This is a genomic window from Enterovibrio coralii (genome assembly GCF_001559595.1).
In the GTDB taxonomy this organism is placed as follows: Bacteria; Pseudomonadota; Gammaproteobacteria; order Enterobacterales; family Vibrionaceae; genus Enterovibrio; species Enterovibrio coralii.
In genome coordinates, this window is sequence record NZ_LNTY01000006.1 from 405,564 (window position 1) to 418,859 (window position 13,296).

Sequence of the window (13,296 nt, forward strand, 5' to 3'; positions counted from 1 at the left end):
CGAAATTTGACGCAAGGTTTAATGAAAGGAATGGCGCGATGAGTAGTGACTATCCTCGAGATTTAAAAGGCTATGGTGCTCATCCTCCTCACCCAAGGTGGCCGGGAGAGGCTCGGATTGCGATTTCGTTTGTACTGAATTACGAAGAAGGCGGTGAGCGCTGCGTTCTTCATGGAGACAGAGAGTCGGAAGCGTTTTTGTCAGAGATCCCAGGGGCACAGCCTTTGGCAGGTGTTCGTCATATCAGCATGGAATCCATTTATGAATATGGCTCCCGTGCAGGCGTGTGGCGGATTCTACGCTTGTTTCGCCAACAGGAAATCCCGTTGACTGTGTTTGCGGTGGGCATGGCGGCAGAGCGAAACCCTGATGTGATAAAGGCAATGGTGGAAGATGGCCACGAAATTTGCAGCCACGGTTATCGCTGGATTGATTACCAATACGTTCGTGAAGACGATGAACGTGAAGACATGAACAAAGCCATTGCTGCGTTAGAAGCAGTAACCGGTGAGCGGCCGCTGGGTTGGTACACAGGAAGAACAAGCCCAAACACGCGAAAGCTGGTGGCAGAAAACGGCGGCTTTCTTTATGACTCTGATGCGTATGATGATGATTTACCGTATTGGCATGAAGAAGGCACCACACCGGGCAAGCCACAACTGGTTATTCCTTATACCTTGGATGCCAACGATATGCGCTTTTCGACGGTTCAGGGTTTTAACTCGGGCGATCAGTTCTTTCAATACCTCAAAGACAGCTTTGATGTGCTGTATGAAGAAGGGCTCGATGCACCGAAAATGCTGTCCGTTGGTCTTCATTGTCGCTTGATTGGCAGGCCGGGAAGATTGGCTGCGTTGAAACGGTTTATAGAATATGTGCAGCAACACGACAGAGTGTGGATGACTCGCCGCATTGACATCGCCAAGCATTGGCACGAACACCATCCACATCCAAGTATGACCACGGAGTAGGTATCTCATGGCACGTTTTTCTACCTGTCGCCCAAGCGAGCAAAGCAAATCAGAGTTTGTCGGTACCTTTGGTGGGATCTACGAACATAGTCCGTGGGTCGCGGAAGTGGCCTATGGCGACGGTTTAGCAACAAGTTTTGATGAACAAGACGCGTTGCATTCACACATGGCCAAGGTGCTGGTGAATGCTGACGATGAAGCAAAAATGCAAGTCGTGTTAGCGCATCCAGATTTGGCAGGGCGCGCCGCTCTAGCTGGCGAACTGACTGTCGAATCGACCTCAGAGCAAGCCAGTGCAGGCATTGATAAGTGCACACCTGAAGAGTTTGCCCGTTTTACAGATTACAACGAACGATACAAAGCCAAGTTTCAGTTCCCGTTTATCATGGCGGTGAAAGGAGCTAACAGACATTTGATCCTCGACGCGTTCGAGAAACGTTTAGAAAACGATGTAAAAACTGAATTCAACACAGCGATTGCTGAAATCAACAAAATCGCTTTGTTCAGGCTACGTGATTTGTAGCTCTCTGGCCGCCGTTAGCTTTGCACCATTGTAAGTTCAACGGCGAATTCAGCGTCTCGCAAATTGAAGCTCGCCGAAAGCACGTTCGAGGCTTTCAGCCACAGTGAAAGGGGAAAAGACGCGACCTTTTGTACCAAACCAAGTCACAGCGAATACGCGATAAGACGGGTTGGGTATATGTGATAAAAGGAAGCAAAGTAAATGGAAAATCGTCCAGACTTCGTCAAACTCGTGAATCTTGCAAGTAGCCGATTGGGTACGCAGGTGATTTACGCGACGGATGACTTCTTCGCCGATAAACAGCGCCTCGTTGATGACGCGCCTGCGCAATGGAAAGAAGGTGTTTATGATGAAAACGGCAAGTGGATGGATGGCTGGGAGTCACGCCGCAAGCGTGAAGAAGGTCATGACCACTGTGTCGTGAGGTTAGGATTGCCCGGTAAAATTGTAGGTGTCGATATCGATACCTCGCACTTTACGGGAAACTATCCACCATCTGCGTCTTTGGAAGCGTGTTACTGTCCTGATAGCGACCCGTCAGAGGATCAATCTTGGGAGCCGCTTCTGTCTTCCACGAATCTACATGGCGACAGTCACCATTTTGCAGACGTTTCTTCCCCAAAGCCTTTCACGCATGTTCGCTTTCATATCTACCCAGACGGTGGTGTAGCGAGACTGCGCATTTATGGACACCCTGAAATTGATTGGGCGACAGTCAGTAACGATGTCGAACTGGACCTTGCCGCCGTACAAAACGGTGGTCGAGCGTTGGCATGTAACGATCAGCACTTTGGCCACATGAGCAACCTCATTATGCCAGGGCGAGGCGTCAATATGGGTGATGGCTGGGAAACAGCGCGTCGCAGAGTGCCGGGCAATGATTGGGTGATCCTCTCATTGGGACATGCTGGTACCGTTGATCGTATTGTTGTTGATACCGCCCATTTTAAAGGTAATTTCCCCGACAGTATCTCTATTCAAGCTGCCTATGTGGAAGGTGGCACGGACGAGCAAATCGCGACCCAAAGCCTGTTTTGGCGTGAGTTGTTACCGAGCCAAAAACTGACGGCTGATAACATCCATGAATTTGCCGACCATGTTAATCATGTTGGGCCTGTTTCCCATGTCAGGGTGAACATTTTCCCTGATGGTGGGATTAGCCGTGTCCGTCTGTTTGGTCGCAAAGCGGACTAGCCCGTCACACAGATTACCGTAAGCAGGATGGCGCATTTCATGGAAAAAGATATTGTTCAATACATTACTATCACACTCAATCCCGAGCCATTGACGCAAGAAGCCTTTGCGCCTTTTGGTGATGTGATTGAGGCTGAAGACCGTGACTTCTTTATGATCAATGGCGGTTCAACTCGCCGTTATCACAAGTTAGGAACGACGCAAGTCGATGACGGCAGTCAGGTGATCATCAATATCTTCCAAGCGACACCGCTTTCTTACCCGCTTTCTATCGCAATGCTTGAACGCCACCCGAAAGGTTCACAGGCGTTTATGCCGCTGTTAGGCAATCAGTATTTGGTTGTTGTCGCCCCAAAAGGTGATGAGCCGAACCCTAATGAGATCCGTGCGTTCTATGCCAAAGGATCGCAAGGGGTGAACTATCACAGAGGCGTCTGGCACCACCCAGTGTTGGCGTTGACTCAAGACGACCAATTTCTTGTTATCGATAGAGAAGGTGAAGGTAATAACTGTGACGAGTTTTTCTTTTCAAAACATATACGTGTGATATTGGCTCCCGATTTTTAATGTCATGTTCTCAAGAGAGGCAGTTTGCTGCTTTGTTTATGTTGAGAGCCGATATCTGAGAAAAACAGGAAGGGACGACGTAAGCTTCTTTGTATATCGAAGATAAGCAACGGCGTCCATACAGGAGGTTGTTATGGATCCGTACATCACGGAATGGTTGAACCTTGCAGTTCGTTGGGTACATATGATCACAGGTGTTGCCTGGATTGGTGCCTCTTTCTACTTCGTCTGGCTTGAAAACAACTTAAACCGCGAGAACCCAAAAGAGGGGCTTTCTGGCGACTTATGGGCAATTCACGGTGGCGGTATTTATCACCTAGAGAAATACAAACTCGCACCCCCGAAAATGCCTGAAACACTCCATTGGTTTAAGTGGGAAGCTTACTTCACTTGGATCACGGGTGTTGCTCTACTTACCATCGTTTTCTATTCCAACGCAGATATCTACCTTGTTAAACCGGGTTCAGGCATAGAGCCCATGACGGCTGTTGCCATTGGTGTCGGTTCGTTGATTGCAGGGTGGTTTGTTTACGATTTTCTCTGTGATTCGCCGCTAGGTAAAAAGCCGATGTTACTTGGTGTCGTGTTGTTTGCTGCATTGGTGGCGGCCGCATGGGCATTAAGCTTGGTCTTCAGCGGCCGCGGTGCCTATATCCATGTCGGCGCGATTATCGGTACCATCATGGTCGGTAATGTTTTTCGCATCATCATGCCTGCGCAGCGTGGTTTGGTGAAAGCAATTGAGGAGAACAGAGAGCCGGATCCTGAATTGCCAGCGAAAGGGTTGTTGCGCTCTCGCCACAATAACTACTTAACGCTGCCGGTACTGTTCATCATGATCAGTAACCATTTCCCAAGCACTTATGGCAATGAATACAACTGGGCGATCTTGGCAGGTTTATCCGTGATCAGCGTATTGGTTCGACATTACTTCAATACGCGCCATGGTAGCCAAAAGTACGCTTGGACGATTCCAACAGCTGCACTCGGTCTGGTGTGTTTAGCTTTCGTTTCCGCACCAACGAAAACGTCGAGCGTGCCTATGGCTGTTGAAAGTAATGGTCATAACCATGGAGTTGTTGAAGTCAGTGAGTTTGTTCAGGTGAAATCGATCATTATGGAGCGTTGTACGGTATGTCACTCTCAGTCGCCGACACATCCTGCTTTCGCGACGGCCCCTGCTGGCGTGATGTTAGACACACCTCAACAGATGCAAAATGAGGTTACTCGGATTGTCGCGCAGACAGTTACCACAAATATCATGCCCTTAGGCAATTTGACGCAAATGACCCCAGAGGAACGCGAAGCATAGGTAAGTGGGCTGACAGTGGTGCCTCTATCCAATAAGGCTATGAATTTAGCCAAGATTGTCAGTAATTTTGGATAGGTGATGATGTAACCATAACTTAGTAACTTATTGTTGTTTAGGAAGTTAATATCGAGTTATAGAGTATCGACGATACAAAATAGAGGTATTTCACGAATTAGTATATAAATAAGGACTAAATCGGTAAAAAGATAAGATTGACCAAGAAATAGAATCTGATCTTCGTTATACTCTGCGGCGTATAAAAAATCATCGATAGGCCATGCTCACCAAACAGTGACTATGGCCGAACGTAGAGTCAAACATTTAGGGGATATAACGTGGAAACGGTTCTGGTCATCGCATTTCTTGTAGCGGCATTCTTCATCGTCAAGAAAGAGCGCAAGTGCCGCTGTAAGTAACACCAAAGTAAAGACTGAATTCCTTTTTTAAAACCACTCTTCAGTCATTTACGCATCTGTCTTGGTCTACACATTTTTAGCCCGAGTCAACGATAGACGCTCGTGAGCAACCTCGTTTGGAGACCATGGTGTTAGACACCGAGACAAAAAAGCAGAGCCTGAGCTCTGCTTTTTTATTGCTTGTTCTTCGGCGATGTAATACTGACGTTCGTCAGAACCCGCGACTGGTTATTCGATAACGACCTTTTCGTCTCCGACCACAGAATGCAGATGCGCCATCATTGCGTGTTTTGCGGCGTCTGTGGTGCCGTGAACGTCATAAATACCTTTCAACACGCCTTCATCTTCTTGTGTTTCGAACAGCATACCCGTCGCGACTGGCACGCCTTGCTCCATAGACACGAAGAGGGTGACATTGATGCCGTCTGGTGTCGGGATATCCGTCAGCGATAGCTGAGAAAGGTACTCAATCATGGTTTCTTGTTTGTCTTCAGGCCACTTCTGCGCAAGCGTACGCGCATAGCGCACCATTAGCGGGTGGCAATCGACAACATAGAAAGAAAAGCCGTCGCTAGAATCGGAGACGGTTTCCGTATCAACTGAAGGGCAGCTTTCCGCTTCTTTGTAGTAAGCAAGACCTGCTTGGCTCTCAGGGGTAGGGAACTGGGCGTCGTCAATATGACTGGCCATCCATAGTTGTTTTTTATGGAAGTGAGAAAGAACAGTTGATTCGTTCATGATGGCTCCTGAGCCTATGCAATTTCAGCATGTGAACACCGATAATACCCACCTAAAGTGAAATAACAACGCCCAGAGCACAAAATGAGGAAATGTTCGAAGCAATTGGCTAACTGTTGACCAATTAGATATTGCTGGAGAAGTGCTAGATTGAGTATAAAATGGGGAAATCTTTCAGTGAAACATACAATTAAAAGGGTTCCTCTTTTATGTCCGGTCAACGCCTGCAAACCCAGTTTTCCAAGATCTATGCCCACTTTGGTGGGACAGACAGCGATACTAACCTGGAAACCATGGCTGATATCTTGTGCTGTACGCGTCGAAACGCACGTATGGTACTCAACAAGATGGCAGAGCAGGGATGGCTGAGTTGGGACCCTGCAGTCGGTCGTGGTAAGCAAAGTCGTTTGAACTTCTACCGCACAGAATCCGATCTTCAGATGCGTCGTGTTCGCAAATGGGTGCAGGAAGGTAAGCTAGATGCAGCACTGGAAGAATTAGATAACGATGCGGAAAAACTGGCAAGGCTGATCCAAGAACAGTTGGGGGTTTCTACCCAAGAGGGTAAACAAATTATCCGCTTGCCGTATTACCGTAGCTTCCCAACGCTAAATCCTTCTAAGCCTCTTCGTCGCTCAGAGCAACATTTGGTCACGCAGATTTTCAATGGTCTTACGCGAATCAATGAGAAAACAGAACAAGTAGAGGCAGATCTTGCCCATCATTGGGAGGCTATCTCACCGCAGCACTGGCGATTTTATCTGCGACCAGCAGTGAAATTTCACGATGGGAGTTTGCTGCAGGCCGATGACGTTATCTGGTCACTCAAAGCGTTAACGTCTAGCCCGTTTTTCGCGCACATTGCTCAAATTGAAGCGCCAGAAGAGAACGTGATTGACGTGATCTTGTCGAGCGCAGACTTTTATCTACCAGAAACCCTCGCCATTCCAATGGCGGCGATTCAATCCAAAAAAGCGGCTCAGTCAAAAGATGCGGATAGGATGCCAATAGGTACTGGTCCTTACCGTGTCGCAGTGAATAACGATCGTCAATTGGTGCTAAAAGCGCATGATCAGTATTTCGGCTTCCGAGCACTGACAGATGAAATCGAAATCTGGGTACTGGACAGTGCGGCAATGTGTTTCTTGCAGCCAACAGCGTCGTTAGATCCTACCGCGTTGGACTCACGACAGGGGGCATTGCAAAGCGACAACAACGATCGTTTGGAACTGGATGAAGGGTGTAATTACCTCTTACTGAATCGTCAAAGCGGTGTGGCTAAAGATGATCGCTGGGCGAAGTACATCAGTCAGCGGATTTCTTCTCTGCGTTTATTACCATATTTAGCGAAGTTAGAAATCGGTGAGTATCGATTGGTGAATGCCTATGGCTTAGTGCCGGGTTGGATTCATTCCAAGGTGTCGTCAGCAACGGTTCTACCGCCAGCTCAGCGCACAATCAGGTTGGTACATCAATCAGAAAACCCGCTATTTCCGTTACTTGCGCAAGCGTTGAAGGAAATGCTGGCTGAAGACGGTGTAGAGCTGGAAATCGACACTGTGCCTTATGAAGAGATGATGAATCCGAAAAAGGCGAAGAAGATTGATATTTGGCTGTGCGGAATTAGCTTTGGTAACAAACGCCCTGAAGCGGTCTTGCCATGGCTCACGAGCTTTGAACACATTTCAACAGCCATGCCTTCAGATGAATACACAGAACTGTGCGAGAAAATGTCTGATTGGCGAGCACAGTCAGAACTGTCGTTTGATGCAGAATCTTTGGGTCGAGAGCTGGTGGAATCATCACTGCTCATCCCGCTTTTCCATATTTGGCTTGGCGTCGTCGACAGTGCCGATTTGGAAGATGTTTCCTCAAACCGAGTGGGTTGGTTTGACTTTAAATCGGTATGGAAAAAGCCGCTGATCTGAGCGTTCTATTCAATATAAAACGTGGCCGCGAGAAGAATAGGGAGCGTAATTACCGTCAGTAAGTTCCCAAATAACACCATCGAGGCCACCTTCTCAGGTCCCATTCTAAAGCGTTCTGCAAACAAGAAGTTCATCACGGCTGGCGGTAGCATGGTGAACAACAACAGCATTTTCATATGTTCCGCAGGCAACGGGATGAACATATAGATAACCGCGAAAGTAATGCCGCCAGTCACAAGACTAAGAACCGTCGCGAGCATACCGACACCAACGCCTGACCACCGAATGCCAGTCAATTGCACGCCCAATGAAATCAACATAATGGGAACCGCAGCCTGTCCAACCAAAATCATGGCCTCATTCAATGGGTTCCAAAGTGTTAAGTCGAATAGATTGAAAAGAATCGCGACCAATGACGCCCAGAGCAATGGCATCTTGAATACGTTCTTTAGCTCATAGTCTTTATTGCTGAGCAATGCAGACCCTACCGTAATGTGTAAAAGCAAAGAAACAACAAAGAGCAATACAGCCGGTGCTTCTGCCGCCGTGCCAAACGCATAACCAAACAAGGGAATGGCGAGGTTACCGCTGTTGCGAAACATCTGAGGTGGAGCCCAAGTTTTGTAGGAAATATTGAGGACTTTGCTCAGCGGGATCATCAATAATCCGGGCAAAAGCACGGCAATGGCTGCAGCGAATAACAGGGAGTATTGGGATTTCCCCAGCGGCATAACGGAGAGCGTTGAGAAGACTAGGCAAGGGATCATCAAATCGATATTAATTCGGTTGATGTCACTCATGTTGGGTTTGAACTGTTTTCCCACAAAAAAGCCAGCAGCAACGACGGCAAAAATAGGGAAGAGAATACTGACGACTTTTTCGAGCATCCGTGCCTCAAAAGCAGAAATAAGAATAATAAGAATGAATAACCTAGCCGATACCAAGCTACTTTAACGTGCTCGTTTCATCAAGAGAATCGGTCACAAGATTGAATGATGGGTAAGCTTGGTTCGGAGAGATTTGTCTAATGGCTAATGCGTGCCTGTTAAAGCGACAGTGAAAGAGAGGCTACAACGGGTACGTGGCGGTCAATAAAAGGTACTTGTAGAGTGGGAGGCCATCACGCTGGCGGTGAAGCGGATTGAATAGTCGATGTCGGCCTTTCTCAAGCTGACATTCCGTTTCAATATCATGCGCTAAATGTTGCTCGGCAGCGACAAGCTTGATGCCTTGGGAGATGTATTCATCGATATGAATGGGTTGATGACCGAGCCACCAGCTTGGAATAGATTTACTGGCACTGGAGCGATCAATCCAGTGATCAGCAACAATGATCAGCCGGACTTCCTTCGTTCTGTCTATGTCCAAGCCTTCAATTAACTGCTTAATATCTCTCACCAAGCCTTTACGGCACGCAGAGCTGGCACTGATCATTCGATGTGCGAGAACAAAGACGAGATGGTCTTTGGTTTCGATGCGGTAGATGGGTTGTTTGGTGCTGGAGGTTTCTTCCATTTGATGAAACTGGGTTTGCACATCCAGGTTATCAAAAGAGTGAACAATGCGACGAGACAGCGCCTTGCCTAAGTGGCTGTCCTTCATGCCTCGGTTGTGAATTGTAGGATAATGGTGCTCGCAGAAACTCAAACAGTCTGATTGAAAGTTTCTCAAACTCTGCGAGATGAGTTCGTCCAACAAAAAGGTTCACTCCAAAAACAAGCGTTACTACATAAGGTTACCTAAAGTATGGCAAAAATTTGAAATTTGCCATATCAACTTTAGGTATTTGTGGGAACGCGTGTAAAAGTGGGGCTAACTTCTTCGCATTGCTGGGCGAAAAACAATTCTTTTCAAGGTTTTCCAACGAATCAGTAACAAAGACGCGGCCAGCAGCAGGTAGATAGCGGGCTCGATAACCTCAGACTTTGTGGACCAATAAAAGTGAATTGGAGCCAATATGAGCGCAATATACACGCTGTTATGTAATTTTTGCCATTTAGCTCCCATGGTCCTTTGAATACGGGCGGTTGAGGTAACCGCCAATGCAAAAAGGATGATCCAGCAGACAGCACCAACAGTGAGATAAGGACGCTTAACGATTTCGCTCCCGAGCAACGAGAAGTCAAAGCCTAGGTTGAGTGAGAAATACGTCAGCATATGCAGCGTTGCCCAAAAGAAGGCATAAAGTCCCACCAAACGTCGACATCTCACCAACAAGCCTTGCTTGGTGAATCTTGCCAACGGGCTGATGATAAGCGTAACAATCAAGGTATTCAGCGCGGCAATCCCGGTGTAGTGGGTAATACCGTCGACCGGATCCGCCCCAAATCCACCTTGAAGAGTTTGCCATACCAAGTCAGCAACAAAGGTCAGCGAGACGAGGTGAATGGCAACCTTAACCCAGAATATGTGCTTCAGCGTCAATCTCATCAATAGTTAGCTCTCAAATCCATTCCAGAATACAAACTCGCCACTTCATCGGCATAGCCGTTAAACATCAAGGTTGGCTGTCTGCGCGAGCTAAAAATAGTGCCTTCGCCAATGAATCGCTCAGAGCCCTGACTCCAACGAGGATGATCAACTTGCGGGTTTACGTTAGCGTAAAAGCCGTATTCATGACGCGCAAGCAGGTTCCACGTTGTAGGTGGCATTGCCTCCAACAGATGGATTTTGACGACTGATTTGATGCCTTTGAAACCATACTTCCAAGGCACGACCAATCGAACGGGAGCACCATTTTGTGGTGCCAATGTTTGACCGTACAAACCCACGCTTAAAATGGTTAGCGGATTCATCGCTTCATCCAGACGTAAGCCTTCGACGTATGGGTAGTCGATACCGCCACCGACGAATTGAGAACGCTGTCCGGGCATTTGGTCTGGATCGTAAAGGGTTTCGAAAGCGACATACTTGGCACTACCAAGAGGGTCCGCTTGTTTAAGCAACGCTGCTAACGAAAACCCAACCCAGGGAATATTCATTGACCATGCTTCTACACAACGCATGCGATAGAGCCTGTCTTCAAGTGGGAAACGCTTGAGGAGATCGTCGTAGGAGAGAGTAATTGGGTTATTCACAAGACCCGTGACTTCGAGTTTCCAAGGATCTACCTTGAAGCCCTGGCTGTTTTCAACTGGGTCGTTTTTGCCCGTACCAAATTCGTAGAAGTTGTTATAGGTAAGGACCTTGTTTTCGGGTGTGAGTTCTAAGCCATCGCCATACGATGTTTTTGCCGCAACCAGTGGATTTCTAACAAAGGCGGCTGCTGGCTCTTCCTTCTTGTCATCACCAAACAAACCGAACAAGTTTGCGTTAGCTTGAGAGGCGATGGGGAGTGTGGCAGTGACAATACCGAGCTTTTTGAGGATCTCTCTACGCTCGCGGTAAATCGATTCTGGTGTCAGTTCGTTTTCTTTCAAATCCGATTGCTTTTTTCTGCGGATAAGCATTTTCTCTTTCCTTATTCTCTGCCCAGAAGATTCTTGTATCGATATAGACCTTATAAACGCAGCATTTCTTTCATTAGTTTAAGTTTGAATTAAAAAAAACGGACACTTTCGATGGTTTTCGACGCATTTGGCAAGTAGAGTGACAGTTCTGCCAGTGCCTAATGACAAACTGAATAAAAAGCAAACAGTTAAAGGAATAGGAATAAGCTCGCAGAGAGATGTTTTTTGATTTTTGAAATGGATGCACACATGAAACGTATTCTTGTCGCTCTGGCATTAATGCTTCCTGCCACCTCGGCGTTTTCTCAAAGTTTTTCCGCTGGCGTATTTCTGGGTACACCAATGTCTGGTGTCACCGTCTCGCAGGCGAACCTACGACTTTCTGTGGGATTAGATAACTTTGGCGTGGCAATAGACGGACTTTGGAATCTTGGTGATTGGCTTGTAAGGCCAGAACTTCATCCTGTTTATGGTTACACGGGTTTCCAATGGGTGAATGACGATGTGCACGAGTGGGGGCCGAGAGCGGGCTTGGGTATTGCGATCCCTGTTGGTTATGGAAACGCTGAGTTTTACGGCGAAGCGGGTTCGACATGGTATTGGCAAGAAGAAGCCGGTTTTGAATTGGAAGGCATGATTGGATTGAGAATGCACTTCTAAACAAGCACACCATGCGAATGAGAGAAAAGGGCACCGAAAGGTGCTCTTTACGTTTTGTATCATTGGAGAGATTCACAGGTTAAATAAGTCAAATTGTGAACCTTCAATCGGATCGAAAGGGTCTGATTGCATGGTATCTTCGAATATATACCTAAGTATCTTGAAGTGGTTTGGTTATATTTAAACCACTTGTTGCACGTTTTTGCAGTCTGAGCGTAAATAGAGTTATATACCCACTCAAAAGAGTTGCTCTTTTTTTGATCGGACTGGGTAACAAAGAACCATTGCTAAGAACAACAGAAATAGTCGAGACCGTGACGCATGAAATCGAAACGGATAGCCTTCCTAACACTCCTGCTTTCTCTATCTCCGCTGAGTAGCGTTGGGAATGAGTATGCGTGGCCATCGGCCCAAACGCGTTTGCTGGGTGAAAATACCATCCACGTCATCAAAGATGGCGAACACTTGGAAACCATTGCTAAGAAATACGACGTAGGCTTCTTGGCGTTGTTGTCAGCAAATCCCGGTGTTGACCCCTATCTGCCCGAGCCAGGAACCTTTGTTACTATTCCACAGCAATTGCTGCTTCCTGATGTGGACTACAAAGGCATCGTTATCAACCTTGCAGAGCTACGTCTTTACTACTTCGATAAAGCGGAAAACAAAGTCCATGTGTTCCCGATTGGTATCGGCCGCATCGGTCGCAATACGCCAATCATGACTACCAAAATTAGTCAGAAACGTGAAAACCCAACATGGACGCCACCTGAGAGCATCAAAAAAGAGTACCTCGAGGAGCGAAACATCGTTTTGCCCGATGTAGTTCCTGCAGGCCCAGAAAACCCGCTTGGCAATCATGCGCTGCGATTAGCTTACGGTACGGGTTCGTACCTTATTCACGGTACCAACAAAAGCTTTGGTATTGGGCTTCGCGTAAGCTCAGGGTGTATTCGTATGCGTCCTAAAGACATTCTTTGGCTGTTTGACAAAGTCGCCGTTGGTGAGCAGGTACGAGTGATTAACGAGCCGGTTAAGACAAGCTATGAACCTGATGGTGCGGTGTTTGTTGAGGTGCATCGTCCTTTGTCGAATGACGAATCAGATGCAGGCAAGCGTCTTCTTTCGCAGCCTGATGCGCGTGTTTCACACTGGTTGAAGTCAAATGCAATGAACGAAAGCCGCTATCGCGCCGCATTGGCGGTACAGTCTGGCATTCCTATTGAGATGGGAAATGCTGCGGCTCCCGAAGGAGCCGCAGAATTATAGTGTGGCTAAGCGCAGTCGTTTATTTGGTGTAAGACTGTGCCATGTTGTCGATACGCTCGTTAGCGCGAGCCGCTTCGTCGTATGACAGAGCAGACGCCGCAGCTACGTCAGCAACATCGCCTTGTAGAGCTGAAACTTGGTTAGAAAGAGAATCTACTTTAGACGAAAGGTCTGCGACGCTTTGCTCTAGAGCTGAGTTGTTTGAACAACCAGCCAAAAGTGCGCTTGAAGCAATCGCTGCTAACGTTAAAAGACGAATTTTCATAGTTAGA

14 protein-coding genes are annotated in these 13,296 nt (G+C 47.4%); 8 read left to right on the top strand and 6 right to left on the bottom strand.

Annotated elements, in window-relative coordinates; genetic code table 11:
• Positions 1 to 38 precede the first annotated feature (38 nt).
• The 5 genes from puuE to ATN88_RS02565 all read left to right on the top strand — a co-directional run bounded on the left by puuE (position 39) and on the right by ATN88_RS02565 (position 4,567).
• The gene (gene puuE, locus ATN88_RS02545; protein WP_067410956.1) at positions 39 to 971 is read left to right on the top strand and encodes an allantoinase PuuE; all 933 of its coding nucleotides are present in this window, start codon (positions 39 to 41) and stop codon (positions 969 to 971) included.
• A 7-nt stretch (positions 972 to 978) separates the two neighbouring features.
• Positions 979 to 1,494 (top strand): 2-oxo-4-hydroxy-4-carboxy-5-ureidoimidazoline decarboxylase, encoded by a 516-nt coding sequence (gene uraD, locus ATN88_RS02550; RefSeq protein ID WP_067410959.1) that lies wholly within the window; start codon positions 979 to 981, stop codon positions 1,492 to 1,494.
• A 201-nt stretch (positions 1,495 to 1,695) separates the two neighbouring features.
• Positions 1,696 to 2,688 (top strand): allantoicase, encoded by a 993-nt coding sequence (alc, locus tag ATN88_RS02555; RefSeq protein WP_067410963.1) that lies wholly within the window; start codon positions 1,696 to 1,698, stop codon positions 2,686 to 2,688.
• Between the two features lie 39 nt (positions 2,689 to 2,727).
• A complete protein-coding gene (locus ATN88_RS02560; RefSeq protein ID WP_067410967.1) occupies positions 2,728 to 3,255 on the top strand; it encodes an ureidoglycolate lyase in 528 nt (175 codons plus the stop codon).
• A 133-nt stretch (positions 3,256 to 3,388) separates the two neighbouring features.
• Positions 3,389 to 4,567, top strand: coding sequence for a urate hydroxylase PuuD (locus ATN88_RS02565; RefSeq protein ID WP_408607690.1), 1,179 nt, complete (start codon positions 3,389 to 3,391; stop codon positions 4,565 to 4,567).
• Positions 4,568 to 5,211: 644 nt separating this feature from the next.
• On the opposite strand, the gene ATN88_RS02570 is transcribed toward ATN88_RS02565, so the two are convergent.
• On the bottom strand, positions 5,212 to 5,721 hold the full coding sequence (locus ATN88_RS02570; RefSeq protein WP_067410970.1) for a hypothetical protein: 510 nt from the start codon (positions 5,719 to 5,721) through the stop codon (positions 5,212 to 5,214).
• A gap of 209 nt (positions 5,722 to 5,930) precedes the next feature.
• On the opposite strand from ATN88_RS02570, the gene ATN88_RS02575 reads away from it, so the two are divergent.
• Positions 5,931 to 7,649, top strand: coding sequence for an SgrR family transcriptional regulator (locus tag ATN88_RS02575; RefSeq protein WP_067410973.1), 1,719 nt, complete (start codon positions 5,931 to 5,933; stop codon positions 7,647 to 7,649).
• A gap of 5 nt (positions 7,650 to 7,654) precedes the next feature.
• On the opposite strand, the gene ATN88_RS02580 is transcribed toward ATN88_RS02575, so the two are convergent.
• From ATN88_RS02580 to msrP, 4 genes are all read right to left on the bottom strand, one after another.
• Entirely contained in the window at positions 7,655 to 8,536 is an 882-nt protein-coding gene (locus ATN88_RS02580; protein ID WP_067410976.1) for an AEC family transporter, read from the bottom strand.
• Between the two features lie 181 nt (positions 8,537 to 8,717).
• Positions 8,718 to 9,251 (bottom strand): hypothetical protein, encoded by a 534-nt coding sequence (locus ATN88_RS02585; protein ID WP_232312706.1) that lies wholly within the window; start codon positions 9,249 to 9,251, stop codon positions 8,718 to 8,720.
• A gap of 210 nt (positions 9,252 to 9,461) precedes the next feature.
• Positions 9,462 to 10,079, bottom strand: a complete 618-nt coding sequence (msrQ, locus tag ATN88_RS02590; protein ID WP_067410983.1) for a protein-methionine-sulfoxide reductase heme-binding subunit MsrQ — start codon at positions 10,077 to 10,079, stop codon at positions 9,462 to 9,464.
• Positions 10,079 to 11,098 (bottom strand): protein-methionine-sulfoxide reductase catalytic subunit MsrP, encoded by a 1,020-nt coding sequence (gene msrP / locus ATN88_RS02595; protein ID WP_067410987.1) that lies wholly within the window; start codon positions 11,096 to 11,098, stop codon positions 10,079 to 10,081. The genes msrQ and msrP overlap by 1 nt, the downstream gene beginning before the upstream one ends.
• A gap of 249 nt (positions 11,099 to 11,347) precedes the next feature.
• On the opposite strand from msrP, the gene ATN88_RS02600 reads away from it, so the two are divergent.
• A complete protein-coding gene (locus ATN88_RS02600) occupies positions 11,348 to 11,758 on the top strand; it encodes a hypothetical protein (RefSeq protein WP_067411917.1) in 411 nt (136 codons plus the stop codon).
• Between the two features lie 321 nt (positions 11,759 to 12,079).
• Positions 12,080 to 13,024 carry a L,D-transpeptidase family protein gene (locus tag ATN88_RS02605; protein WP_067410991.1) on the top strand — a complete coding sequence of 315 codons (945 nt, stop codon included), beginning with the start codon at positions 12,080 to 12,082 and terminating at the stop codon, positions 13,022 to 13,024.
• Between the two features lie 19 nt (positions 13,025 to 13,043).
• Here ATN88_RS02605 and ATN88_RS02610 read toward each other — a convergent pair whose 3' ends face one another.
• Positions 13,044 to 13,289 (bottom strand): LPP leucine zipper domain-containing protein, encoded by a 246-nt coding sequence (locus tag ATN88_RS02610; protein ID WP_067410994.1) that lies wholly within the window; start codon positions 13,287 to 13,289, stop codon positions 13,044 to 13,046.
• Positions 13,290 to 13,296 lie beyond the last annotated feature (7 nt).